This window comes from Bradyrhizobium sp. 1, assembly GCF_023073315.1.
GTDB lineage: Bacteria > Pseudomonadota > Alphaproteobacteria > Rhizobiales > Xanthobacteraceae > Bradyrhizobium.
In genome coordinates, this window is sequence record NZ_JADPJH010000018.1 from 51,110 (window position 1) to 76,508 (window position 25,399).

Consider the following 25,399-nt stretch of genomic DNA (forward strand, 5'->3'; position numbering starts at 1 on the left):
CTCACAGACAGGTATCGTCCTTGCCGCCGCCCCCGGAACTTCCGCAGGGGGTGCGCTTCGAAAGCTGCTGGATCTTCAGCTTGGATTGGGTCTGGGCCGCGATATCGAACACGTTCGCCGGCGTCATCTGGATCGCGCTGCGATAATCGTCCGCGGCCTTGTCGAGATCGCCCTTGGCCTCATAAGCCGTGGCGCGCGCGACATAGCGCTCGATCATCGGCTTCTGCGTGATCGCCTTGCCGAGATCGTCCAGCGCCTTGTCGTATTGCTTCATCGAGGTGAAGGCCATCCCGCGCAGGCTGAGCGCATCCGGATCGTTCGGCCGCGCCCCCAGCACCAGATTGAGATCGGTCATGGCGCCGGCCGCGTCTTTCTTGCCGAGATAGGCGCGCGCACGCAGCGTGCGCACGAAAGCGTCGGAGGCGAGCGTCTTGCCGACGAGCTGATCGAGCGCCACGATCGCGCGGTCATATTGTCCTGATAGCAGCATCGCCAATCCCTGGCCGAGCTCGGCGACTTGATTGTTCGGATTGCGATCGAGCGCGTTCTTGACGTCGACCAGGCCTTCGGCGCTATTGCCCTTCAGCAGCAACACGAGCCCGCGCGAGGCACGCGCCGTGTCGTTGACGGGATTGAGCACCAGCGAACGGTCGAAATCGACGACGGCCTTGTCGTTCTGGCTCAGTCCCATATAGGCTTGGCCGCGCTCGGAATACGCCAGGTAATCCTTGTCGTTGAGCGAGATCGCACGGTCGAAATCGGCAATGGCGTCCTGGAATTTTCCGGTCAGCCGGTACGCCATGCCACGGCAGACATAGGCCCCTTCATTGTTCGGATTGGCCTTGAGCGCCTGATTGGCGTCGATCATGCCCTGGTCGAGCTGCTTCATGCCGATCGAAGCCACGGACCGCGAGGCCAGCAATGGCGAGTCGTTCGGCTTCATCCTGAGCAGCGCATCGAGGTCGTTCCGCGCCTCCGCAAACCGGGCCGTCGACAGCAGTGCAGCGACGCGCAGCTTGAGTGCGGGCTCGTTACGCGGATTGCCGGACAGGATGGTGTTCAGCTTCGGGATCGCTTCTGCGTACTTCTTCTGTGTCACCAATTGCTGCGCCCCGCCCAGGCCCGGAGGCGGCGCCGAGAATGTCCCTTGCGGTATCGTCGCCATCGGCACCGTGGCCGGTGGGATCGCAGGTGCCGGAGCTGCCGGTGGCGGCGCTGCGACGGCCTGCCTGGGCGCGACAGGCGCAGGCACAGGTGCAGGTGTCGGTGCGCCTTGCACTTTCGCAAGCTCGGCCTGCATCGCAACCGCAGCCTGCCGCTGCTGCTGGGCCATCTGGTCGTTCGGAGCGATCGACAGCACCTTGTCGAAATCCGCGATCGCACGCGCATAATCGCCCTTGGAGCTGAAGCTCTGCCCCCGCGCGAAATAGCTGCCGCGATCGGGGTGCGGCGCCTGCGCGATCGCGCGCGAGAAGTCCTCGATGGCGTGGTCGAGGTCGCCCTTGCGGCGATAGACCTGGCCGCGCCAGAAAAAGGCGCCGGGCAGGCTCGCATTCAGCGAGATCGCCGTGTTGACGTCGGTCATGGCCGGATCGAGCTGCGAGGTCTCGATGGAGGCACGCGCGCGCCCGACATAGGCCATGGCATAATCCTGCTTCAGGCCGATCGCCTTGGTGAAATCCGCGGCCGCTTCGGTCCATTGCTTCCGGTCGAGCTTCAGGCCGCCCCGCGCCGCATAGGCGTTCGGACTGTTGGGATCGAGCTCGATCGCGTGGTTCATGTCGGCGAGCCCCCCGTCGAAATTTCCCTTGCGCTGCCGCGCATAGCCGCGCGCCACCAGGGCCGGCACGGATTTCTCGTCGAGCTGGACCGCCGCATCCGCATCCGCCAGACCGGCGTCGAGATTGGACCGGCTCATGAACAGGCGCGATCTGCTCACATAGGCACGCAGCCGTTCATCGGCGGCGCGCGACTGGTCGTTGATGATGGCGGTGCAGGCGGGCTCTATTTTCGCGGGCAGCGGGCCATTGCAGTCTTCGAGGTCGCCTGCCCGGGCTGAACCTGGCACGCCGCATGACATCATGAACGCGGTTGCGGCCATCAGGCGGACGAACGGCATCGACATGGCCGGCAGATCCTTCGAAACGAAAATGCGCCGGCCCGGGACGATCTGGCAGGCGGAGAAGCTGTACAACCGGGACGAGCGGATTGCCATAACCGTCTGGCATGCCGCTCCCGGGAAAGCGCCGGCCGGAAGCCGTTGCATCCCGCCGAAACATCGGTCAAATGGCTGTGCCGTCAGGGATTATGAAATTCCAGCCAACGGAAACAACAAGAGCGAGGGAGTAACGCCGCGATGGAAAAAGGCATTTTTGCAGGCCTGAAGGTTCTGGACTGCGCGAGCTTCATCGCCGCCCCCGCCGCCGCGACCGTGCTGTCGGATTTCGGCGCCGATGTCATCAAGATCGAGCCGCCCGGCGCCGGCGACCCCTACCGCAATCTGCCCAACATTCCGGGCTATCCGAGCAGCGAGCACAATTTCGCCTGGCTGCTGGAGGCCCGCAACAAGAAGAGCATCGCGCTGGACCTCGCAAAGCCCGAGGCGCAGGCCGTGCTCTACAAGCTCGTGGAAGAGGCCGACGTCTTCATCACCAACATGCCGCCGCCGGTGCGCAACAAGCTCGGCATCACCTATGACCACCTCGCCCATCTCAACGACCGCCTGATCTACGCCTCCTTCACCGGCTACGGGGAAAAGGGCGAGGAGGCCAACAAGCCCGGCTTCGACAGCAATGCCTATTGGGCGCGCTCGGGCCTGATGGACCTCGTCCGCGCCGACACCAACACCACGCCGGCCCGCTCGGTCGCCGGCATGGGCGACCATCCCTGCGCCATGGCGTTCTACGGCGCCATCGTCACCGCGCTCTATCAGCGCGAGAAGACCGGCAAGGGCTCGCATGTCGCCTCCAATTTGATGGCGAACGGGGTGTGGGCGGCGAGCGTGCTGGCGCAGGCAAAACTCTGCGGCGCCAAATTCGCCGAGCGGCGTCCGCGCGAACGCGCGCTCAATGCGGTCGCCAACCACTATCAGTGTAAGGACGGCCGCTGGCTGATCCTGTCGCTGCTGAGCGAGGAGAAGCAGTTTCCGACGCTGGCCAAATGCCTCGGGCGCGAGGATCTGATCACCGATCCGCGTTTCGCCACCAAGCCCGACCGCCACGCCCGCTCGATCGAGCTGATCAAGATCTTCGACGAGACTTTTGCCACCAAGGACCTCGCCGAATGGCGGAAAATCCTCGACGGCAACGGCCTCGTGTTCGGCATCGTCGGCATTCTGGACGACATCCCGAACGACAAGCAGATGCTCGACAACGAGGTGCTGGTGCCGTTCGAGAACGACACCATGCTCACCATCTCCAGCCCGATCTGGATCGATGGCGCCAAGAAGGTCCAGCCGCGCAAGCCGCCTGGCGTCGGCGAGCACAGTGACGAGATTTTGCGCGGGGCGGGATACGACGAGAAGGCGATCAAGCAGCTGCGGTCGTCGGGGGCGGTCGGTTAGAAGCGCCCGCTCTAACCCCGTCATTGCGAGCGCAGCGAAGCAATCCAGAGTCCCTCCGCGGATGCATTTCTGGATTGCTTCGCTGCGCTCGCGATGACGAGGTGGGACGATCTCGCTATAAGCTCACAGCAACATCCGTGAGGTCCCATGCCCAGCTACCGCCTGCACTACTTCCCCGAATCCGGCAACAGCTACAAGCTGGCGCTGATCCTGACGCTGTGCGGCGAGACGTTCGAGCCGGTCTGGACCGATTTCGGCGGCGGCGTCACGCGCACGGCGGAGTGGCGCAAGGCCGTCAACGAGATGGGCGAGATTCCCGTGCTCGAGGTCGACGGCGTGAAGATGACGCAGACCGCACCCCTTCTGCTGAAGCTCGCCGAACAATACGGGCGCTTCGGCGCCGAGACCGCGGAGGAAAAGTTCGAGCTGCTGCGTTGGTTGTTCTGGGACAACCACAAGCTCACCGGCTACATGGCGACTTATCGCTTCATGCGCGCCTTCACCGAGAAGAACGATCCGCAGGTGCTGAAACATTTCCGGCGCAGGCTCGAGGATTTTCTCGGCATTCTCGACGAGCATCTCCGGCACAATGAATTCGCCATCGGCAAGAGGCCAACGGTCGCCGATGTCTCGATGATGGCCTATCTGCACTATCCGAGCGACGAGCACGGTTTTGATTTCGCGCAGAGCCATTCGGCCATCCACGCCTGGCTCGGCCGCATGGCCGCCCTGCCCGGCTGGAAACCGGCGTATGAGCTGCTGCCGGGAAAGCGGATGACGAATTACGCGAAGTGAGGGTGCCCGCTACTTCAGCGCCAGCCATCCCAACGTGAACAAGATCCCCCCGACGATCACGACCACCGCGACCGCCCAGGTGCTGACACGGATGCTGCCGGTGACTTGTTTGGCTTCCTCATTGCGCGCGATCTCGCGATTGCGCTCCTTGTCGGCTTCGCTCGTGTCCGTCATTGGTCATCCAAATCGGCTGGAGGCGGCCTAACGCGTCTTGATGAAGCACATGCCGATGCGGCTCGAGGCCGCGGCAGCCTGACAGGTCAGACCTTTAGCACAGCTCCATGACGTAAAACTCTTGTCCCGCGTTTCCGATCCCGCATTTTGCAGGGAACAATGCGCGCCCCAGCCGTCCTGATATTCGGTGCCGGCGAGCTCCGCGCTGCCGCGGGTCTGCGGCCGGCTGGCAAATCCGCGTGAGAAATCAGGGCGTTTGCCCGCGGCGAACGCGGCCAGGATGTCGCGGCGGCGGACCTGGTCGCCAAGGAAATGCGGCGAGGCCGGCACGATGGTGGAATTCGACGGCTTGTCGGCCAGCCAGTCCACGCCCGGGAAATGGAAGCCGCCGATGCCGCGGGTCTGGTGGCAGCCGGCACAGGTGACGTCGTTGAGACGGCGCTGGAAGCCTGCGACCGAGCGGATGTTCTGCATGTCACCACGCGCCGCGGCCGACTTCAGCGCGCCGATCACGTCATTGTCGGTGAAGACGGGATTGTCCTTCCCCTCCACTTTTCCCTCCCCCTGCATCATGCCGAACTCCGGCTGCAGGGAGGAAGCATCGAGGCCGGCCGGCGTGGGCACCACCGCGACCTTGGCCAGAAATTTCTCCGGGATCAGTACCGTGCCGCGATCGAACTCGCGAAGATTCTCCGGCGCAAGCAGCCAATCCTTGAAGTCGCGCCGAAGATCATTGTCCGCAAGGATCCTGTTACGGTCGATCTGGTTCTCCAGCGTCGATTCCTCGAAGGTCTTCGTGGCAGCGTCATACTTGAACACCTTGAGCAGATAGTCGGAACGGAAATCGTGCAGCGCCGATTTCGGCGCGATGGAGATCTGGATGTTGGTCTCGATGCGGTCGAGCATGGCATCGTAGGGAGAGAAGGGGCTGCCGATCAGCCCCTGCCAGTCGCCATTGTCGAGCCAGCGCCGGGCGATCTCGGCGCAGGTGACCGGCTTTCCGTTCGCATCCATCTGGCGTGCATCACGCGCCTTCATCACCAGATTGAACGTCATCGGCAGACGCGTTGCGCTGCTGCCGCCATCCGGCTTGGTCTCGAAACGCGCGAGACGGTAGATCAGCCGGATCTCGCCGCAGGAGTCTTCCGAGACGTAGGCGCGGTCCATGCGGTTGACGATGCCGGCCAGCACGAAACGGGTGTCGCGTGATTTCAGATTGGCCCGATCGAACAATTGCACGTCAAAGCCCTCGCCGATACCGATGGTCTCGGTTGGCGAAGCCGCCTCGTGCTCTGCGATGTAGCGATCAATTTCGGCGTCGATTGCCCTCGGGATTTCCTTGAGCTGCGACAGCCACGAGAACATCAGGTCGGTCGTCAGCGGAAAATTCGCGTTCCGCTCCGGCCACAACAGACGCGAGATCGTGAACGCGTCATTCTGATCGAGCTTGCGCAGGAGATCGGGATCGGTGATCGCCGTGCCGCGCGCGAGCTGTGCGTTCTCCGTCGCCGATAGCGACACGACGCCGCCGAACAATACGACGACAGCAACGAGAATTCGCAACGCGCGGCTCATGCCTTCAGTAACACCGCGCGGGGACACCTATTCAAGTAAAAAGGCGCCTCACATGGTGGTGAAGCGCCTCTTTGGAAGTCGGATATCGAACGCTCAGCGCGAGACGATCAGGCCCTTGCTGGTGACGACCACCCAGCGGCCGTCCTGGCGGCGGATGGCGTCGACGCGGCCAACGCCTGGGATCGGGTCGCCGGCGTAGACCTCGTAGAGACCGTCGCGGCCCTCGATCAGCGCACCGCCATTGGCGACGTCGCGCAGCCTCCAGCCTTCGAGCGTCGGCAACCGGCCGATTTCGGTCTTGGGCGCGGCGGGCACGGGAGCCGGTGCGGCAGCAGCGGTCGCAACCTGGGTCGGTGCGATCGAGCCGGTGGTCTCCTTCGCGGGCGCTGCCGCAGCCTGCACGGGGGCGGCCGGCGGCGTGGCACGGAGCTTGTCGACGCTCTCGGACAGCTTTGCGATTTTGGCCATCGGCTCGGCCTGCGCCTTCTCGAGCTTGTCGAGACGATCGTTGGCGCGGTTGGACTGGCTGAGCCCGGTTTTGGAGGTGTGCTCGACATTCGCCTTGAGCGCGACCAGATCGGCATCGATCCGGGCAACGGAGGCGTCCAGCGCGCTGGTATCGGCGACCTGTGCCGGCGCGGCAGCCGGGGCTGCAAAGTGCATCATGCCCGCAGTCGCAAGCGCACCGCTGATCGCGCCGACGCTGGCCGCAATCGCCACCACCGCGGCCATCGCCGACAGGCGGCGCTTGCTGCCGGTCTCGCGCGGCTCGTCCGCCTTCACGTGCGGGGCGAACTCTTCGCGCTTCCAGGAGCCCTCTGACGGCGCCATGACGATGAGCTTGCCGAGCTTTGGCTCGGGCTTGGTCTCGGTCTTCGGCACCGCGATCGGGGGCGGCTCGACCTTGGGGGCATCTGCTTTCACCGGATCCGGTTTGGGCATCGTCTCGTGGTCCGGGGCAATCGAGGGGGCCTCGATGCCGGCAGCCTCGACGGCCTGCGGCGCGGTCGCGGCAGCTTCGACGACGCTCGTCTGCTCACCGGTCTTTTGGGCAGCCTGCTCAGCCATTGGTTCGCTCACGGTTCGAATACTCCACTCTGGATTGACCTTTTGGTAACTTTCATTGCTTGCGAAATCCTTACCTCGGGACCCGCTTACCGAAATTTTAGGAACTCGTCCGAGGCCGAATTGGGTCGGGAAAATGGAACCGGTGTGGCGGCGTGCAACAAATTGTCAGCTCATGCTGCCCTGCGGTAGCCGCCCGGCTCAGCCGAAGGGGTTGTTTGCCCGTCACGGATCCCCCGCTAACATGGCTTGGCCCGTCAGTCAGAAGGCCTTTTGGGGGTGTCATGACGATCGAGAAATGCATCAACGCGTTTGGCGTCGATGACGTCATCTTCGAAGAGGGCTCGACCGGCCGCGAGCTGTTCGTCGTGCTCGACGGCGAGGTCGAGATCGCCAAGATGAACGGCGCCAGCAAGACCAGCATCATCAAGCTCGGCAAGGGCGAGTTCTTCGGCGAGATGGCCGTGATCGACGGCTCGGCGCGCTCGGCAACCGCGATCGCTTCGGCGCCGAATACCAGGGTGATGCGGATCAACCACGCCCGCTTCGTCTATCTCGTCAGCCAGCAGCCGGCGTTCGCGCTGATGGTGATGGACGCGCTTTCCAAGCGGCTGCGCGTATCCAACGCCGTCACCTATGGGGCGGCACAGTCATGAGCGAGCGCAAGCCCACTTCGTTTCCGATCCTGATGAAGAACGACATTTGTTCGCTGATCCAGGCCGCGGACGACGTCTTCCAGCTGCGCTTCTCCAATCGCGCCGCCAACGCTTACCTCGTGCGCGGCTCTGCGCGCACGATCCTGATCGATGTCGGCCTGTCCTCGAACTATCCGGCGATGGTGGAATGCCTGAACTTCGCCGAGTGCCCGCCGGAAAAAATCGACATGGTGGTGCTGAGCCACGAGCACCTCGACCATATCGGCGCCGCCTGGCACTTCAACGAGCGCCGCACCTTCGTCGCTGCCCATCGCCTCGCCGCCAACAAGATCATGCTGCGCGACGATTTCTCGATGCTGCGAAAAATGTTCAACGAGCCGAACGTTCCGATCAATATCGACATCTGGCTCGAGGAAGGCAATCTGATCGATCTCGGCAATTTCCGTCTCAACGTGATGTACACCCCGGGCCACACCTCGGCCTGCATCACGCTGTTCGAGCCGGACAAGGGCCTGCTGTTCGCCGCCGACACCTTGATGCCCGGCGGCGTGATGGGCGGCGTGTTCGGCTCGGGCAGCATCTCCGACTACATCCAGTCGCTGGAGCGATTGAAGGGGCTGGATTCGAAAATCCTGCTGTCAGGCCACGGGCGGCTGTCCGACACGCCGCAGGAAGACGTCCGCACCGCGATCGCGAGGTCGCATGGCCTGTTGGAAGACACCGCGCAATTGTTCGACGCGCTGGACGCGCGCTCGAACTTCGAGCCGATCATGCAGTCGGTGCGGGATTTGAACAAGCTGGATGATTGAGGGCGCAGGCGCCTCCACCGGCGGAGAGAGCGCGGCTACATCACCACCGGCGCATCCGGCAGCTCGTTGCGATGTGGCCCGCTCGGCGGAAAGTGCTTGGCCAGCTCGCGCGACACCGCTGCGATGCCGCCGATCACGCCGTGCTCGAACTGGCCGGACCTGAATTCAGCCTCCATGGCGCGGCAGATAGTCTCCCAGCCTTGGGCCCCCACCTTCGCATCGATGCCGCGATCGGCGATGATCTCGACGTCGCGGTCGGCGAGCAGCAGGTAGATGAGCACACCGTTGTTGTGCGCGGTGTCCCATATCCGCAGATGCGCGAACATGTCGAGCGCGCGCTCGCGCGCCGGCTGGTTGCGGAACAGGGGGCGGCCATCGAGTGCGCCTTCGACGACGAAGCGGACCTGGCCCGAATGCGTGGCCTCGCCCTGCCGGATCGCGTGCTCGATGCGAGCAAGAACGGCTTGCGGAAATATCTGCTTTGCCCGCCAATGATGCTGCACGAGATGTCTGGCAATGCGCTTGATGCTCATGACCGCTACCAGCTCCCCGAGGCGCCGCCGCCGCCAAAACTGCCACCACCGCCGCTGAAACTGCCGCTGTCGCTGGAGGACGATCCGCTGCTCCAGCCGCCGCCCGATGACGAGCCCCCCGACCAGGAACCGCCACGCGAGGATCCACGACCTGGGCCGGCAGTAGAAAAGATGTCACCGATGAACGCCAGAACGAAGCCGATGACACCAACGATCGCGGCAACACCGAGAGATCCGATGAATAGCCATGCCACGCCGGCGAGCACACCGCCGCTGGCAACGGAGCCGAGCAACCGCCCCAATATCGTTCGCAGGATCCCGCCCAGGAACAGCGCCCCAAGCAGGGCGAATGGGATAGCTGGCCCAAGATCGTTCCAGTCGTCGGCCATGCTCACACTTCGTGCAGGCGTCGGCAACGGCTCACCGTCGATCACGCGGATCATGCGATCGACGCCATCCGAGATGCCGCCGCCGAAGTCGCTCGTCCTGAATTTCGGCGTGATGATCTCGTCGATGATCCGCCGCGACACGACGTCGGTGAGTGCGCCTTCGATGCCGTAGCCGACCTCGATGCGCAAATGGCGGTCGTTCTTGGCAACGACCAGGATCGCGCCGTCGTCGACCTTCTTGCGCCCGATCTTCCAGGCTTCCGCGACGCGGATCGAGAATTGCTCGATCGTCTCCGGCTGCGTGGTCGGCACGATCAGTACGGCGATCTGGCTGCCCTTGCGCGTCTCGAAGTCGCGCAGCTTTTGCGTGAGTGCGGCGATGTCACCGCTGGAGAGCGTGCCGGTCTGGTCGACCACGCGGCCGGTGAGTTGCGGGACGGCGACGTCGGCGAAGGTGGGGAACGACCAACAAAGCAACAGCGCGCATACTATGATCGTTTGCCACAACCTCGCTGTCATCGCCCGGCTCGACCGGGCGATCCAGTATTCCAGAGACGCCCGCGGGATGCGGGAAAGCCGCGGCGCACTGGATTCCCGGCTTTCGCGGGGAATGACGGCGGTGGGTGGGGCTGGGCGCATTCGCAAAACGACGCGCGCTTATTTCGACGGCGCCGGGTTGAAATCGACCTTCGGCGCGGTCGAGATCTCCTTCTCGTTCTCCACCGAGAAATTCGGCTTCTCCTTGTAGCCGAACATCATCGCGGTGAAATTGGTCGGGACCGAGCGGATGGTGACGTTATAGTCCTGCACCGCCTTGATGTAGCGGTTGCGCGCCACCGTGATGCGGTTCTCGGTGCCTTCGAGCTGCGACATCAAATCCCTAAACAACGCATCCGACTTGAGCTGCGGATAGTTTTCGGTGACCACGAGGAGCCGCGACAGTGCGCTGGAGAGCTCGCCCTGGGCAGCCTGGAACTTCTGGAAGGCCGCGGGGTCGTTCAGCACCTCCGGCGTCGCCTGGATGCTACCGACCTTGGCGCGGGCATTGGTGACCCCGAGCAGCACGTCCTTTTCCTGCTGCGCAAAGCCCTTCACCGAATTGACGAGGTTGGGCACGAGATCGGCGCGGCGCTGATACTGGTTCACGACCTCGGACCAGTTGGCCTTGATCTGCTCGTCCTCGCCCTGGATCGCGTTGTAGCCGCAATTGGTCAGGCTCAGCGAGGCCAGCGCCGCCAGCACGGTCAGGATCTTGCGCATCAAATTTCTCCCGGTGGAATCGGGCGCAAACTATCAGATTGAGCGCGAAAAGCAGCCGATTTACGCAAGCCTCTTGCCTATCCTCTTGCCTATCCCGGGCCGACATAGTCAACTTGACCAAACAATAAGATCAAACTGGAAACGCCGGAGGAAACGCGATGTCCTCGTTCGAGACCATCCTCGTGGAGCGGTCGGAGCCGGCCATCACCAGGATCGTGATGAACCGGCCCGAGGCGCGCAACGCGCAGAACCTGCAGATGACCTACGAACTCAACGCCGCCTTCGATGCGGCGGTGCAGGACGATTCGATCAAGGTCATCATCCTCGCCGGCAATGGGCCACACTTCTCATCCGGTCATGATCTACGCCCCGGCGGGAAGAATGCGGCCGGCGTCGATTTTCCGCCGATTGGAAATTGGGGTGGCTTCACTGAGGCCAATGCCCACGGCCGCTTCGCGCGCGAGCAGGAAATCTATCTCCAGATCACACGGCGCTGGCGCAATCTGGCAAAACCGACCATTGCCGAGGTGCACGGCAAATGTATCGCCGGCGGTCTGATGCTGGCCTGGGCCTGCGACCTCATCGTCGCCAGCGACGATGCGCAGTTCTGCGATCCCGTCGTCACCATGGGCGTCTGCGGCGTCGAATGGTTCGTGCATCCCTGGGAGCTCGGGCCGCGCCAGGCGAAAGAATTCCTGTTCACGGCCGACAGCTGGAGTGCGCAGGAGGCGCATCAGCTCGGCATGGTCAATCGCGTCGTACCGCGCGCTGATCTCTCGGCGTCCGTGATGGAGCTGGCGCGTCGGATCGCATCAAAGCCGTCGTTTGCGCTAAAACTGACCAAGGAGGCGGTGAACCGCTCGGTCGACGTGATGGGCCAGCCCGCCGCGATCGACCAGGCCTTTGCGCTGCATCAGCTCTGTCACGCCCATAATCTTCAGGAGTTCGGCATGGTGGTCGATCCGTCCGGACTGCATCCCTCCGTGCGCAAGCCGCCGGCGGCCGCGGAGTAGAACCATGGACCTCGATCTCAGTGACGAGCAACGGCTGCTGCGCGAGAGCGCGGAACGTTTTGTGGGCGAAAGCTACGATGCCGACCATCGCCGCAAGATGGCGAAGGATCCGCTCGGCTTCAGCCCTGATGTGTGGAAGCAGTTCGCCGAACTCGGCTGGCTGGCGCTGCCGATCGCGGAGGAGTTTGACGGGCTCGGCGGCGGCGCAGTCGAGGTTGGCATCTTGATGGAAGCGTTTGGCCGGGGTCTGGTGTCCGAGCCGTATCTCGCAACGGTCGTGCTCGGGGCTGGATTGATCGGAAAGTGCGGCAGCGTAGCGCAGAAGCAGGCGCGGCTGCCGAAGGTGGCTGATGGATCGCTGAAGCTGGCGTTCGCGCATTCCGAGCGCGCAGCGCGCTTCGATCTCGCCAAGGTCGCGACCACCGCGCATAAGACGGCGCAGGGCTGGCGCCTCGCCGGCAGCAAGATCGCCGTGCTCGACGGCCACGCTGCCGACGAGATCATCGTCTCCGCGCATGTTCACGATCACCAGGGGCCGTCCGGGCGCATCGGCCTGTTCGCAGTAGCAGCGACGACGCCGAGCGTTGCGATCAGCGACTATGAACGCCTCGGCGGCGGCCGCGCCTGCAACATCGAGCTGTCCGGCGTCGAGCTGCCGCAGGACGCTCTGCTCGGTGACGGCAGCGACGCACTGCCTGCGATCGAATGGGCCGTCGATCGCGCCATGGCCGCGCTCGGGGCGGAGGCCGTCGGCATCATGCAGACGCTGCTCGACACCACGCTCGAATATACCAATATCCGAAAGCAGTTCGGCCGGCCGCTCTCCGCCAACCAGGTGATCCGTCATCGCCTCGCCGACATGGCGATGCAGGTGGACGAGTCACGCTCGATGGCGTTGCGCGCTGCGTTGAAGGCGGATAGTTCGCCGGTCGAGCGCGCCCGCGCCGCATCGGGCGCGAAAGCAAAAATCGGCAAATGCGCGCGTTTCGTCGGCGAGCAGTCGATCCAGCTCCACGGCGGCATGGGCGTCACCGAGGAGCTCGAGGTCGGCGCCTATTTCAAGCGGCTGGTCGCCTTCGACACGCTGTTCGGCGGCAGCGCGCACCATTATCGCCGCCATGCCGAGCTTGGCCGCACCACTGTTCCGGCCTGAAGGGAGCGCATCGATGGACTTGTCGTTCAATGCCGAGGAGCGCGCCTTTCAGGATGAGGTGCGCGGCTTCATCGCAAAAAATCTCACCGACGAGATGAAGCGCGCGACGGCGCTGACGCCGTCGGTGTTCTCCGATCCTGATATCGGCATGGCCTGGCAGCGCACGCTGCACAAGCAGGGCTGGGGCGCGCCGGGCTGGCCGGTCGACCATGGCGGCCCGAACTGGACGCCGGCGCAGCGCTGGATCTTCGAGACCGAGAGCGCGCGGGCCGGCGTGCCCAATGTCAACGTGATGGGCGTGAAGATGGTCGGGCCCGTCATCATCGGCTTCGGCTCGCCGGAGCAGAAGAATTTTTACCTGCCGCGGATTCTCTCCGGCGAAGACTACTGGTGCCAAGGCTATTCCGAACCGGGCTCCGGCTCCGACCTCTCTTCGCTGAAGACGCGCGCGGTGCGCGATGGCGACGACTATATCATCAATGGCACCAAGATCTGGACCACGCACGCCCATCACGCCAACCGCATGTTCGCGCTGGTGCGCACCAGCGACGGGCCGCGGCAGCAGGACGGCATCAGTTTTATACTCATCGACATGACAACGCCGGGCATCACCACGCGCCCCATTCTCACCATCGGCGGCGACCACGAGGTCAACCAGGTGTTCTTCGACGACGTGCGCGTGCCCGTGGCGAACCGCGTCGGCGAGGAAGGCAAGGGCTGGACCTACGGCAAATATCTGCTCGAGTTCGAGCGCGGCTCCGGCATTGCGTCTGCAAAACTGCGCGAGGGGTTGAAGGCGATCACGGAGCTTGCCGAGTCCGATCTGACAGGGCGCGCCATCGACAGCCCCGATATCGCAACGCGCATCTCGGAGGTCGAGGTCGACATCGACGCGCTGGAGATGACGGAGTTGCGCGTGCTCTCGGCGCTCCAGACCGGACAAAATCCCGGCGCAGTGTCGTCGATCCTGAAGCTGCGCAACAGCGAGATCCGCCAGGCCGTGACACGGCTCGGCGTCGACGTGATCGGTCACGACGCCCTCGCGGTCGAGCCGATGCGCCCGCTCTACAAGCTCAACCACGAGCCGGCGACGCCTGAGGGCATGCTGACAATGGTGCCGGAATATCTCAACGGGCGAGCGTACACGATCTTCGGCGGCACCTCGGAGATCCAGCGCGACATCATTGCGAAGATGATGCTGGGGATTTAGCGCGCGTCTCTCTCATCCGTCATTGCGAGGAGCCCTTGCGACGAAGCAATCCAGACGCTTCCGCGGAGGGACTCTGGATTGCTTCGCTGCGCTCGCAATGACGGCGTGATTGAAAGTCTTAGCCCACCCTCGCGTCCTTGATCGCCTTCCAGATCTTCTGCGGCGTCAGCGGCGTGTTCAACTGGGTGATGCCGAGCTCGGCGAGCGCGTCCATCACGCCGTTGGTGACGCAGGGCGGGCCACCGATGGCTCCGGATTCGCCGCAGCCCTTGGCGCCGAGCGGATTGGTGCGGCAGGGTGCGGAATCATCCAGCGTCACTACGATCGGCGGCACGTCGTCCGCGCGCGGGATGCAGTAATCCTGGTAGCTCGCGGTCAGGAGCTGGCCGTCGGCATCATACGACACGCCCTCATAGAGCGCTTGGCCGATGCCCTGCGCGACGCCGCCATGGATCTGGCCGGTGACCAGCATCGGGTTCACGGCAACGCCGACGTCGTCGACGGTGGTGTAGCGCACGACCTTGGAGACGCCGGTCTCGGGATCGATCTCGACCTCGCATATATGCGTGCCGTTCGGCCAACTCGGTCCGTCGACCTCACCTTCGGAATCGACGCTGAGCTTGGCGCCGCCTTCCTTCTCGGCGATGTCGAACAGGCTGATGCGGCGGTCGGTGCCGACCACGGTGAGCATGCCGCCCTGATATTCGATGTCCTCGACCGAGGTCTCCAGCACGTTCGCCGCCTTCTCGCGTGCCTTCTGGATCAGATCGTTGGAGGAGACCGCCACGGCCGTGCCGCCGACGAACAGCGAGCGCGAGCCGACGCTGCCAAAGCCCATCGCCAAGTCAGTGTCGCCCTGGACGACGTCGATCTTGTCCATGGCAATGCCGAGCGTGTCGGAGATCATCTGCGTGTAGGTGGTCTGCAGCCCCTGCCCCATCGCCATGGTGCCGGAATGCAGGACGACGCGGCCCTGCGAGGTCGCATGCAGGCTGACTTTTTCGGTGTGGGCGCGGCCGCCGGTCCATTCGATGTAGGAGGTAAGCCCGCGGCCGTAGAGCAGGCCCTTCTTCTTCGCGGCCTTCTTGCGCGCGGCAAAGCCGTCCCAGTCGGCGAGCTTCACGGCGCGGTCCAGCATGTGCGCAAAGGCGCCGGAATCGTAAACCTGTCCCGCCGCATTGGTGTAGGGCAGCTGCGTCGGCTTGATGTAGTTGGCTTTGCGGATCGCGCGCGGATCCATGCCGATTTTTCGCGCGGCGGCGTCGAACAGGCGTTCGACGATGAAGACGGCTTCCGGCCGCCCCGCCCCGCGATAGGCCCCGACCGGCGCCGTGTGGGTCATCACCGACTGCACCTCGAAATGCACCAGCGGCAGGTCGTAGACGCCGGTCTGCACGAACGGCCCGAGCACGAGCGGGATGATGTTCGCAGCACCCGAGGAGTAGGCGCCGGTGCAGCCGATCGACTTGACACGATAAGCCAGCACCTTGCCCTTCTCGTCCAGCGCGAAAGAAGCGGTCGAGGTCAGATCGCGGCCATGGGTGCCACCGACGAATTCGTCGGTGCGGTCGCCGCGCCAGCGGATTTTTTTGTTCAGCTTGGTTGCCGCGTAAGCGACGATACCATCTTCCGGATAGAGGTTGGTCTTCTGGCCGAAGCCGCCGCCGATGTCGCCGACCAGCACGCGCACGCTGTCCTTGGGACGCTTGAGCACGGCTTCGGCCAGCACGTCGCGGGTCGAGGCCGGGGTCTGCGACTGCACATGCAGCAGGAGACGTCCGGTCTTCTTGTCGATCTCGGCAATGGTCGAGCGCGGCTCCATCGCCGACGGCACGAGACGCTGGCTGACGATGTCGAGCTCGACCGTGTGCGCGGCTTTGGAAAAGGCCTCATCCACCTTGGCGGCATCGCCGTAAGCCATCGCACCGACGATGTTGTCGGGCGCCTCCGGCCACACCAATGGCGCGCCGGGCTTGATGGCCTCGACCGGATCGACCACCGCGGGCTGCACATCGTATTCGACCGCGATCGCTTCGGCTGCGCTCTGGGCCTCTGCACGCGAGGACGCCACCACCGCGGCCACTGCCTCGCCGGTGTAACGCACGATCTCATGGGCGAGCAGGCGCCGCGGCGGCACCGTCATCGGCTTGCCGTCGGGGCGCTTGAAGATGCTCAGCGTCGGGATGGTGCCGACATCATCCTTGATCAGATCGGCGCCGGTATAGATCGCAGTGACGCCGGGCATGCCGGCCGCCGCGCTGATGTCGATCGAGACGATCTTCGCGTGCGCGTGCGGCGAGCGCAGCACATGCAACCACAGCGCGCCCTCCTCCGGCTTATCGTCGATGAACTGCCCCTTCCCGGTGAGCAGCCGCTGGTCTTCCAAACGCTTGACGGGCTGGCCCGCTCCGAAACGCAAATTGCCGGGAAGAATGTTCATTCCGCTGGGTCCTCAGGGTCTTTTCGAAACTGCGGGCTGCCTTTTAGCGGATCAATCAAGGGCATGCCAGCCGCGGTTTTGGGCGGCGAACCCATGGATTCATCATGCCGGGGATGGCGGCTCGCTAATCAAGCTCCCGCAGCGCCGCTTCCACGGCCTTGCGCGCATCGGCCGTCAGCGGCGCCTGTGGCGGGACGGGATCGCCGACGTCATAGCCCTGGATCGCCAGCCCGGCCTTGATGCAGGCCGCGAGATTGAAGCGGGCGAAGGCTTCGTTGATCCGCCACAGCCTGCGCTGGAGCACCACGGCCTCGTCCCAGCGGCCGGCCTTGCAGAGGTCATAGAGCGCGACGCTCTGGCGCGGAATGATGCAGGCGGGCCCCGCCATCCAGCCTTGGCCGCCAATCAGCATCACCGCGGCCGGGATATGGGCGGAGGCCGAGAACACGCGCAAGGCATCGCCGCAGCGGTTCATGATCGAGAGCAACCGGCCGGTATTGGTCGAGGCGTCCTTGATGTAGCCGATGCGCGGATGCTCGGCGAGGCGCGCGATCACGTCCAACGTCAGATCGGAGCGCTGGAATTGCGGATTGGTGTAGATGACGACAGGAATGTCCACGGCATCCGCAATAGCGCGGAAATAGGATTCAACCTGGGCATCCGCGAGCGGAAAATAAGCCTCCAGAATCGCCAGAATGCCGTTGGCTCCGAGCTTCTGATAAGCCTTCGCCTGCGCCACAGCATCCGCCGTCGCTGTGGAGGCGACGCCGGCCACCACGGGCACGCGGCCCCTTGCGGCCTCGATCGTGGTCTGCACGATCGCGTTGCGCTGCGCGGCATTGAGATAGGCGAACTCGCCGGTCGAGCCCAGCGGCGTCAGCCCGTGCACGCCGGCGCCAATCAGATCGTCGCAGAGTTTCGCGAGCACGTTGGTGCGGACCGCGCCATCGGCATCGACGGGCGAGACGAGGTAGGGGAAGACGCCGTGGAAATCAGCCATGTCAGGTGTGCCCCGTACTGGACAGTCCGACAGGTCTTACCAACGCCCGCGCCGTCGATCAAACCCTGAGCAGCCGCACCCGCGTTCCCCAGGGATCGATCGCCTCCACGCCATCCGCAAGTGCCGTGACCTTCGCACCGCCCTTGCGCAGGCGCTCCTCCTGGGCGGCGAGAATATCCTGCTTCTCCGTCACCAGCGAGAACCAGGCAAGGCCCGTCGTCGAATCGTCGCGCTGGCCGGCGCCCTCGCTCTGCCAGACATTCATGCCGAGGTGATGGTGATAGCGGCCCGACGAGAGGAACGCGGCGCCATTGCGCTTGCGGGTCGGGTCGAGGCCGACCGTGCCGTGATAGAAGCGCTCGGCTTCCGTGAGATCGCCGACGCGCAGATGCATGTGGCCGATGCGCATTCCGTCCGGCGCCTTGGCATAGTCGGCGATGCGCGTATTGGTCAGCGACAGCAGATCGGGAATGTTGAGCTCGTCGCTCGCCATCTTCACGGTGCCCTCGCTCCACTGCCATTGCGAGGGGGCGCGGTCGGCATAGACCTCGATGCCGTTGCCCTCGGGGTCATCGAGATAGACGGATTCGCTGACGAGGTGATCGGCAAAGCCTGACAGCTTCACGCGATGCGAGGCGGCTGCTACCAGCCAGCGCGCGAGATCCTTGCGGGTCGGCATCAGGAAGGCGGTGTGGTAGAGGCCTGCGGCATTGCGCGGCTCAATCGCGGCATTGGGGCGCGCGTCGAGCACCAGCAGCGTGATGCCGGCCGTGCCAAGCTTCGCGGCGGTGGCCGAACGCTCCATCACGGCGAGCCCGATCACGTCGCGGTAGTAGTCCGCCACCGTGTCGAGGTTCTTGACCCGGAGCGTCACCATGCCGACATGCATCGGTGTCCGGCTGGCATAGGTGGGCCCGCCGCCTTGCGGAATGCCCTCGGCACGCGCGGCGGCGGCGGCCGCCATCGCAAGCGACGTCGCGCCGGCGAGTTGAAGCAGGGTGCGGCGGGTGAGGTCGATGGTCATTGGTCGGGTCTCGCTAAATCCTTGAGGCCATAGGGCGCAATTTCTGGATTGCTACACGTTCCCGTGAGCGCCTCCCAATCACATGTTCGTCGGCCGTGGTCCTACGGAAGGCCTTTCCTGGCCACCCGGCCAGTTTCGCAATCGCCTGCGACGTCCCAGATTGAGGACAGCTTACAGGAGCCTGCCATGCCCGACTTCACCGCCCTGTCTTCACTGTCGTCCGAGCTCGCGGACATCGTGGCGCGCACCGCGCCGTCCGTCGTCTCGGTGCACTCGCATCGCTCCCGCTCAAGCGGCTTCGTCTGGAAACCCGGCCTGATCGTCACCGCCGACGAGGCGCTGGCCGACGAGGGCGAGGTCGAGATCGGCCTCCCCGACGGCAGCCGCGTGGTCGCCGCGATCGTCGGCCGCGACCACACCACCGACATCGCGCTGCTGCGTACCGAGGCCGCCGTCGCGCCGGTCAAGCTCGCCGCGACGGTCCCGCCGCTCGGCGCGTTGTCGGTCGTCATTGCCACCAACCGCGAGACGCCGAGCGCCGCACTCGGCATGGTCTCGGCGTCAGGCAAGGGCTGGCGCTCCCTACGCGGCGGCGACATCGACGCGCGGATCGAGCTCGATATTCGCCTGCGTCCGAGCCAGGAGGGCGGCCTTGCACTCGATGCGTCCGGCGAAGCCTTCGGCATGGCGGTGCTCGGACCGCGGCGCGTGCTCGTCATTCCGACGGCGACGATCGAGCGCGTCGCGCCGCAGCTCGAGGCGCGCGGCCGCATCGCGCGCGGATATCTCGGCCTCGGGCTCCAGCCGGTGCGGCTCGACGACGGCATTGGCGCGATGGTGATGAATGTCGACAAGACAGGTCCTTCGGCGGCGGCCGGCATCCGCCAGGGCGACGTGATCGTGGCGGTCAACGATCAGAAACTCTCCGGCGTGCGCGCACTGTCGCGGACGCTGGGACCGGCAAGCGTCGGCGCAATCGTCGATGTCGCGGTGCGCCGCGGCGGCGAGCCGGTCAGCTTCAAGGTCACGGTCGGCGAGAGGCCGGAGGCGTGAGCGAGGACAAGACGGCCGAAATCGTCCTGTCGCTGGAGATCGACGATCCCGCGCTGGCCGATCGCCTGGCGACGCTGCTCGGCAATGTCGCCGGGCTTCGCCTCGCCGCGCCTGGTGAGCAGGCCGCGGCAACAATCGTTGCCCGCGATCCGCGCAGCATGCCCGGGGACATTACGCTGACGCAGCGCGAGCTCGACGTGCTGGCGCTGATGGCCGAAGGCGGCTCCAACAAGATGATTGCGCGTCAGCTTGGCATCTCCGTGCACACGGTGAAATTCCACGTCGGCTCGCTGCTCGACAAGCTGGATGCCACCGGCCGCACCGACGCGGTGGCGCATGCGGCACGCCGCGGCGTGATCGAGCTATGATGGGTTCTATAGTGCTGAAGTCTTGGGGAAGCTGAGCCGGACCGTGAGGCCCGGCGCATTGTCGCGCAACGCGACCTCGGCGCCATGGAGGCCGGCGACCGCCGCGACGAGGCTCAGGCCCAAACCGTTGCCCGGCGTGTAGCGGCTCTGCTCGAGCCGGTAGAAGCGCTTGAACACGTGATCGCGCTGATCAGCCGGAATTCCTGGTCCATCGTCGGCGATGGAAATCACTGCGCCTCCATCGTCGCTGCGGCAGGTCACCGTCACCTGCCCGCCCTTGCGGCCGTGCTTGATCGCGTTGTCGACGAGATTGGCGATGGCGTCGAACAGGAGGTCGCGATCACCAGTAATCGCAACCTCGCGGTCGCCGTTGAGGCTGAGGCGCGTCGCGACCTGCTCGGCGGCGGCATCATAGAGCTCGACGACCTCACAGGCAATTTCCGTCAGGTTCAGCGCACGAAACGCGCTCCTGCGGGCGCGGGTCTCGATCTCCGAGATCCGCGTGATCGAGGCGAACATGCCGAGCACGGCGTCGAGATCGGCGATGGTGTCGCCGATCAGCGCCGCATCGGCCTCGCTGTTGCGCGGTGTGTGGTAGGCCTTTTCCAGCCGGCCGCGCATCCGCGTCAGCGGCGTGCGCAGATCGTGCGCGACGTTGTCGCTGACCTGCTTGACCTCGCCCATCAGCGTCTCGATACGGTCGAGCATCTGGTTGAGGTTTTCGGCGACGCGGTCCCACTCGTCGTGGCTGCCACGCAGGGGAATGCGCCGGTCGAGGCCGGACAGCATGATGGCGCGGCTGGCGGCGTTGATCTCCTCGATCCGTCCGACCGTGCGCCGCGTCACCAGCACCGCGGCGAGCCCTGCCAGCACCGCAAGCAGCACGCCGGCAGCGATCATCGCAAGCTCGATCATCGCGGTGAAGCCGCTGTGATCGCCGGCGTCGCCGACCCGGCTTTCCACGTAGGCTATCGTACCAAAATAGACATACGCCATGATCGCCGCGACGATCAGCCCGAATACGGCGATCGCGAACAGCGCCAGCCGGAAGGTCGAGGAGCGAAGCGTGTTAGCCAGGAGCACGGAGACAATATCCGATGCCGCGAATGGTATGGATCAGCGGATAGGCCTGGGCATCGTCGACCTTGCGTCGGACGCGGCCGACATAGACGTCGATGATGTTGGTGGAGGGATCGAAATGCAGGTCCCAGACGTGCTGGAGCAGCATCGCGCGGGAGACGACGCGCCCCTCGTTGCGAACGAGATATTCGAGCAGCTGGAATTCCCGCGGCAGCAGCGGAATCTTCCGACCATGCCGGCTGGCGTTGCGCGCGATCAGGTCGATGGCGAGATCGCCGACGCGCAGGATGGTTTCCTTGGCGATGGTCTCGCTGCGGCGGCCGAGGGCCTCGAGCCGCGCCAGGAGCTCGACGAAGGAAAACGGCTTGACGAGATAGTCGTCGCCGCCGGCGCGCAGGCCGCGCACGCGGTCGTCGACCTCGCCGAGCGCGGAGATGATCAGGAAGGGCGCCGCGACACCGTCATCGCGCAATTGCCGCATCACGGCGATGCCGTCGATGTCGGGCAGCATGCGATCGATGGTGATCACGGCATAGTCGCGCGAGGCGCCGTGGCTCAGGGCTTCGCGGCCCGTGGCAGCGAGATCGACGTCATAGCCAGAGGTCGTCAACTCCTCGACGAGCTGGCCTGCGGTTTCCGGATCGTCCTCGACGACCAGGATGCGGCGGTGACCTCCGGTCATGCAAAACTCCGCGCGACGATCGCCATCAGACTATCCCGTTCCGGGGCGTGGCGGAACAGCCCAATGGCGATCGCGACAATGGTGCGGTACGGCGATGCGACTACCAATAGTCTCCGCACACATTGACCCATTGCCAGCCATAAGGCGTCAAGCTCCTGCGCCAGCAGCCGTCGTAATAGCCAGCGTAGACAAAGGGCGCGCCGAAGAAGAAGCGGTGGTGGTGCCGGAAGAAGGCGTGGCGGCCGATGAAGGACCTGCCGTGCCAGCCGGCGCCGGCGAAGCGCGGCCCGATCGCCGCATGCGCGAAACGTGCGCCGCCGAAGCCCGGGCCTCCAGCAAAGCGTGCGCCACCCATGCCGCCGAAACCGCCCGCGCGCATGCCGCCAAAACCGCCCGCATGCATCCCACCACCGAAATGCCCGCCGCCGCCGAAGCCGCCGTGACCACCGCCACCGAAGCCGCCGCCATGACCGCCTCCGCCTCCTCCGCCGCCGCCCCGGGCGAGCACCGGTGAAGCGACCGCCATCATCGCTGCGATCGCCGCCGCGGTGAGGCTTTTGAGAAGCCTGTTGTTCATCGAAGCATCCTCCTTGCAGTGCGGCGGTCTCCGCGCCGCAGGAGGAGGATCAGATGAGGAGAACGGACCTTCAACTTACAAATGCGCCAGATTCTGACGCCGGTGTTAGGGAAGCGGAGCCCCGCTCTCTCCTCGTCCTTGCGAGGAGCCCTTGCGACGAAGCAATCCAGACTGTCCCGGCGGAGGTTAAGATGTCACGCCCGCTTGCCGCCGTTCTTTTCGGCTGCGCGACGCAAGGCTTCGGCGAGGGCGCCGCCGCCGCCGGAGGAAGACTCCTGCTTCCGCGGCGCGGAAGAAGTCATGCGCGACGGATTGCGCGAGCTGTTGTCGCGCTGCATCCCGGGCGCGTCCTTCTTGTCACCGACCTCGTCATCGAGGCGCAAGGTCAGCGAGATGCGCTTGCGGGCGACCTCGAAGTCCAGCACCTTGACCTTGACGATGTCACCGGGCTTCACCACCTCGCGCGGATCCTTGATGTAGGTCTTGGACATCGCGGAGATGTGAACGAGGCCGTCCTGGTGCACCCCGATGTCGACGAAGGCGCCGAAGGCGGCAACGTTGGTCACGGTGCCCTCGAGGATCATGCCTTTCTTGAGATGCTTGATCTCCTCGACGCCGTCCATGAACACCGCGGCCTTGAACGCCGGACGCGGGTCGCGGCCCGGCTTCTCGAGCTCGCGCAGAATGTCGGTGACGGTCGGCAAACCAAACGTCTCGTCGACAAAGTCCTTCGGCTTCAGCGTGCGCACGATCTCGCTGCTGCCGATCAGCGCCTTGATGTCGCTCTTGGTGGCCGCGAGGATCCGGCGCACCACCGGATAGGCTTCCGGATGCACGCCGGAGGCATCGAGCGGGTCCTCGCCGCCGAGGATGCGCAGGAAGCCCGCGCACTGCTCGAACGCCTTCGGCCCGAGCCGCGGCACGTCCTTCAGCGCCTTGCGCGACTTGAACGGGCCGTTGGCGTCACGGTGGGCCACGATGCTCTGGGCGAGGCCGGAGCCGACGCCCGACACGCGGGCGAGCAGCGGTGCCGAGGCAGTGTTGACGTCGACGCCGACCGCGTTCACGCAATCTTCGACCACGGCATCCAGCGACTTCGCGAGCTTGGCCTGGCCGAGGTCGTGCTGGTACTGGCCGACGCCGATCGCCTTGGGCTCGATCTTGACGAGCTCGGCGAGCGGATCCTGGAGGCGGCGGCCGATCGAGACCGCGCCGCGCAGGGTGACGTCGAGGCCGGGCAATTCCTCCGAGGCGAAGGCCGAGGCCGAATAGACCGACGCACCGGCTTCCGACACCACGATCTTGGTCATCTTCAGCTCGGGCAGCCCCTTGACGAGATCGCCGGCGAGCTTGTCGGTTTCGCGCGAGGCGGTGCCGTTGCCGATCGCGATCAGCTCGACGCGATGCTTGAGCGCGAGCTTGCCGAGGATCGCCAGCGCCTCGTTCCACTGCCGCTGCGGCTCGTGCGGATAGATCACGGCGGTATCGACCACCTTGCCGGTCGCGTCGGTGACGGCGACCTTGACGCCGGTGCGGAAGCCGGGATCGAGCCCCATGGTGACGCGGGTGCCGGCGGGCGCGGCCAGCAGGAGGTCGCGCAGATTGGAGGCGAACACGCGGACGGCCTCGGTCTCGGCCGCATTCCACAGCCGCATGCGCAAATCGATGTTGAGATGCACCTGGATTTTTGTGCGCCAGGCCCAGCGCACGGTATCGATCAGCCAGCGGTCGCCGGCGCGCTTGAGGTCGGCAATGCCGAACCGCTTCATGATCTTCAGCTCATAGACGCCCGGCACACCCGGCGGCGGAGCCTCGGCTTCGGCCTGCATTTGCAGGTCGAGGATCTCTTCCTTCTCGCCGCGGAACATCGCGAGGATCCGGTGCGACGGCAGCTTGGTCAGCGGCTCGGAGAATTCAAAATAGTCGGCGAACTTTTCGCCTTCGGTCTTTTTGCCCTCGCGCACCTTGGAGGCCATGCGCGCATTGGTCCACATCTCCTCGCGCAACGCGCCGATCAGGTCGGCGTCTTCGTCAAAACGCTCGACCAGGATGGCGCGGGCGCCGTCGAGCGCAGCGGCGGCATCCGCGACGCCCTTCTCGGCGTTGACGAAAGTTTCGGCGACCATTTTCGGATCGTTCGTGGGCTCTGCCATCAGCTGGTTGGCGAGCGGCTCGAGGCCGGCCTCCTTGGCGATCTCGGCCTTGGTGCGGCGCTTCGGCTTGAACGGGAGGTAGATGTCTTCGAGGCGCGCCTTGCTGTCGGCGGCGAGAATGGAGGCTTCCAGCGCGGCATCGAGCTTGCCCTGCTCGCGAACCGATTCGAGGATGGCCTTGCGGCGGTCTTCGAGCTCGCGCAGGTAACCCAGGCGCTCCTCCAGGGTGCGCAATTGCGCGTCGTCGAGCGCACCGGTCGCTTCCTTGCGGTAGCGGGCGATGAAGGGAACCGTGGCGCCGCCGTCGAGCAGCGTCACCGTCGCCTCGACCTGCTCCGTCCGTACCCCAAGCTCCTGCGCAATTTTCTGGTTGATATTGGCCACGCGAGAATTCCCTCCAGATACGCGACGCGGGGGCGAACCACCGGCTGCGGGACGCCGCTTATGGACCAACCGAGGTTGATTCATCAAGGTGCGGCGTGCAACCGTCGACAGAGGATTTTTTGTCGAACCGATGCGTTCTCGCCATAATCGTCGATTTGCCGCTGCATTCGTGTCCCGGACGCGCTGCAGCGCGCAAGCGATGCGGCGCAGAGCCGGGACCCAGAAGGCGGCGCCATGCAGGCCGATAGATGGGCCCCGGCTCTGCAGCGCACCGTCCCGGACGATGCTTTGCATCGCCGGGGACGCTGCGCTGCGTCCGGGGCACGAGAGCGGAGTGTGGCGCGCGGTCTCTCAACACCGTCATTGCGAGGAGCCCTTGCGACGAAGCAATCCAGAAACCCTCCGCGGAAAGACTCTGGATTGCTTCGCTGCGCTCGCAATGAC

General features: G+C 65.0%; 23 protein-coding genes. 9 read left to right on the plus strand and 14 right to left on the minus strand.

Annotation, left to right across the window (positions count from 1 at the left end):
• Position 1 precedes the first annotated feature (1 nt).
• A complete protein-coding gene (locus IVB29_RS12615) occupies positions 2-2,125 on the minus strand; it encodes a tetratricopeptide repeat protein (protein ID WP_247503695.1) in 2,124 nt (707 codons plus the stop codon).
• Between the two features lie 231 nt (positions 2,126-2,356).
• On the opposite strand from IVB29_RS12615, the gene IVB29_RS12620 reads away from it, so the two are divergent.
• On the plus strand, positions 2,357-3,562 hold the full coding sequence (locus tag IVB29_RS12620; protein ID WP_247503696.1) for a CoA transferase: 1,206 nt from the start codon (positions 2,357-2,359) through the stop codon (positions 3,560-3,562).
• Positions 3,563-3,709: 147 nt separating this feature from the next.
• A complete protein-coding gene (locus IVB29_RS12625; RefSeq protein WP_247503697.1) occupies positions 3,710-4,357 on the plus strand; it encodes a glutathione S-transferase family protein in 648 nt (215 codons plus the stop codon).
• Between the two features lie 9 nt (positions 4,358-4,366).
• Here IVB29_RS12625 and IVB29_RS12630 read toward each other — a convergent pair whose 3' ends face one another.
• The 3 genes from IVB29_RS12630 to IVB29_RS12640 all read right to left on the minus strand — a co-directional run bounded on the left by IVB29_RS12630 (position 4,367) and on the right by IVB29_RS12640 (position 7,174).
• On the minus strand, positions 4,367-4,531 hold the full coding sequence (locus tag IVB29_RS12630) for a hypothetical protein (RefSeq protein WP_247503698.1): 165 nt from the start codon (positions 4,529-4,531) through the stop codon (positions 4,367-4,369).
• Between the two features lie 27 nt (positions 4,532-4,558).
• Positions 4,559-6,106 carry a hypothetical protein gene (locus IVB29_RS12635; protein ID WP_247503699.1) on the minus strand — a complete coding sequence of 516 codons (1,548 nt, stop codon included), beginning with the start codon at positions 6,104-6,106 and terminating at the stop codon, positions 4,559-4,561.
• 93 nt (positions 6,107-6,199) lie between these two features.
• On the minus strand, positions 6,200-7,174 hold the full coding sequence (locus tag IVB29_RS12640) for a hypothetical protein (RefSeq protein ID WP_247503700.1): 975 nt from the start codon (positions 7,172-7,174) through the stop codon (positions 6,200-6,202).
• A gap of 281 nt (positions 7,175-7,455) precedes the next feature.
• Between IVB29_RS12640 and IVB29_RS12645 the strand changes: the two genes are divergently transcribed.
• Positions 7,456-7,827 carry a cyclic nucleotide-binding domain-containing protein gene (locus tag IVB29_RS12645; protein ID WP_247503701.1) on the plus strand — a complete coding sequence of 124 codons (372 nt, stop codon included), beginning with the start codon at positions 7,456-7,458 and terminating at the stop codon, positions 7,825-7,827.
• Positions 7,824-8,636 carry an MBL fold metallo-hydrolase gene (locus IVB29_RS12650; RefSeq protein WP_247503702.1) on the plus strand — a complete coding sequence of 271 codons (813 nt, stop codon included), beginning with the start codon at positions 7,824-7,826 and terminating at the stop codon, positions 8,634-8,636. Before IVB29_RS12645 ends, IVB29_RS12650 begins: the two co-directional genes overlap by 4 nt.
• 35 nt (positions 8,637-8,671) lie before the next feature.
• Here the strand turns inward: IVB29_RS12650 and IVB29_RS12655 are convergent, their stop codons facing one another.
• From IVB29_RS12655 to IVB29_RS12665, 3 genes are all read right to left on the minus strand, one after another.
• Positions 8,672-9,169 (minus strand): TPM domain-containing protein, encoded by a 498-nt coding sequence (locus tag IVB29_RS12655; RefSeq protein WP_247503703.1) that lies wholly within the window; start codon positions 9,167-9,169, stop codon positions 8,672-8,674.
• Positions 9,170-9,174: 5 nt separating this feature from the next.
• Positions 9,175-10,077, minus strand: coding sequence for a YgcG family protein (locus IVB29_RS12660; protein WP_247503704.1), 903 nt, complete (start codon positions 10,075-10,077; stop codon positions 9,175-9,177).
• Positions 10,078-10,215: 138 nt separating this feature from the next.
• A complete protein-coding gene (locus IVB29_RS12665; protein ID WP_247503705.1) occupies positions 10,216-10,818 on the minus strand; it encodes a LemA family protein in 603 nt (200 codons plus the stop codon).
• 158 nt (positions 10,819-10,976) lie between these two features.
• On the opposite strand from IVB29_RS12665, the gene IVB29_RS12670 reads away from it, so the two are divergent.
• From IVB29_RS12670 to IVB29_RS12680, 3 genes are read left to right on the plus strand one after another with little or no spacing between them, the layout of a single operon-like run.
• Positions 10,977-11,831, plus strand: coding sequence for an enoyl-CoA hydratase (locus IVB29_RS12670; protein WP_247503706.1), 855 nt, complete (start codon positions 10,977-10,979; stop codon positions 11,829-11,831).
• A 4-nt stretch (positions 11,832-11,835) separates the two neighbouring features.
• Positions 11,836-12,984: an acyl-CoA dehydrogenase gene (locus tag IVB29_RS12675; RefSeq protein ID WP_247503707.1), complete on the plus strand. Its 1,149-nt coding sequence runs from the start codon at positions 11,836-11,838 to the stop codon at positions 12,982-12,984.
• A gap of 13 nt (positions 12,985-12,997) precedes the next feature.
• A complete protein-coding gene (locus tag IVB29_RS12680) occupies positions 12,998-14,194 on the plus strand; it encodes an acyl-CoA dehydrogenase family protein (protein WP_247503708.1) in 1,197 nt (398 codons plus the stop codon).
• A gap of 118 nt (positions 14,195-14,312) precedes the next feature.
• Here IVB29_RS12680 and IVB29_RS12685 read toward each other — a convergent pair whose 3' ends face one another.
• From IVB29_RS12685 to IVB29_RS12695, 3 genes are all read right to left on the minus strand, one after another.
• Positions 14,313-16,634 (minus strand): xanthine dehydrogenase family protein molybdopterin-binding subunit, encoded by a 2,322-nt coding sequence (locus IVB29_RS12685; RefSeq protein WP_247503709.1) that lies wholly within the window; start codon positions 16,632-16,634, stop codon positions 14,313-14,315.
• Between the two features lie 124 nt (positions 16,635-16,758).
• The gene (locus IVB29_RS12690) at positions 16,759-17,634 is read right to left on the minus strand and encodes a dihydrodipicolinate synthase family protein (RefSeq protein ID WP_247503710.1); all 876 of its coding nucleotides are present in this window, start codon (positions 17,632-17,634) and stop codon (positions 16,759-16,761) included.
• Positions 17,635-17,692: 58 nt separating this feature from the next.
• Complete coding sequence (locus IVB29_RS12695) at positions 17,693-18,658, minus strand: VOC family protein (RefSeq protein ID WP_247503711.1); 966 nt, start codon at positions 18,656-18,658, stop codon at positions 17,693-17,695.
• A gap of 186 nt (positions 18,659-18,844) precedes the next feature.
• Here IVB29_RS12695 and IVB29_RS12700 point away from each other — a divergent pair, with 186 nt between their 5' ends.
• Both IVB29_RS12700 and IVB29_RS12705 read left to right on the plus strand, forming a co-directional pair.
• Positions 18,845-19,711, plus strand: coding sequence for a S1C family serine protease (locus IVB29_RS12700; RefSeq protein WP_247503713.1), 867 nt, complete (start codon positions 18,845-18,847; stop codon positions 19,709-19,711).
• Positions 19,708-20,079: a helix-turn-helix transcriptional regulator gene (locus IVB29_RS12705; RefSeq protein WP_247503714.1), complete on the plus strand. Its 372-nt coding sequence runs from the start codon at positions 19,708-19,710 to the stop codon at positions 20,077-20,079. Before IVB29_RS12700 ends, IVB29_RS12705 begins: the two co-directional genes overlap by 4 nt.
• A 6-nt stretch (positions 20,080-20,085) precedes the next feature.
• On the opposite strand, the gene IVB29_RS12710 is transcribed toward IVB29_RS12705, so the two are convergent.
• From IVB29_RS12710 to IVB29_RS12725, 4 genes are all read right to left on the minus strand, one after another.
• Positions 20,086-21,162 (minus strand): HAMP domain-containing sensor histidine kinase, encoded by a 1,077-nt coding sequence (locus IVB29_RS12710; RefSeq protein ID WP_247503715.1) that lies wholly within the window; start codon positions 21,160-21,162, stop codon positions 20,086-20,088.
• Complete coding sequence (locus IVB29_RS12715) at positions 21,149-21,841, minus strand: response regulator transcription factor (RefSeq protein ID WP_247503716.1); 693 nt, start codon at positions 21,839-21,841, stop codon at positions 21,149-21,151. Before IVB29_RS12715 ends, IVB29_RS12710 begins: the two co-directional genes overlap by 14 nt.
• Before the next feature lie 100 nt (positions 21,842-21,941).
• Positions 21,942-22,418: a hypothetical protein gene (locus tag IVB29_RS12720; protein ID WP_247503717.1), complete on the minus strand. Its 477-nt coding sequence runs from the start codon at positions 22,416-22,418 to the stop codon at positions 21,942-21,944.
• 194 nt (positions 22,419-22,612) lie between these two features.
• Positions 22,613-24,955, minus strand: coding sequence for a Tex family protein (locus tag IVB29_RS12725; RefSeq protein ID WP_247503718.1), 2,343 nt, complete (start codon positions 24,953-24,955; stop codon positions 22,613-22,615).
• Positions 24,956-25,399 lie beyond the last annotated feature (444 nt).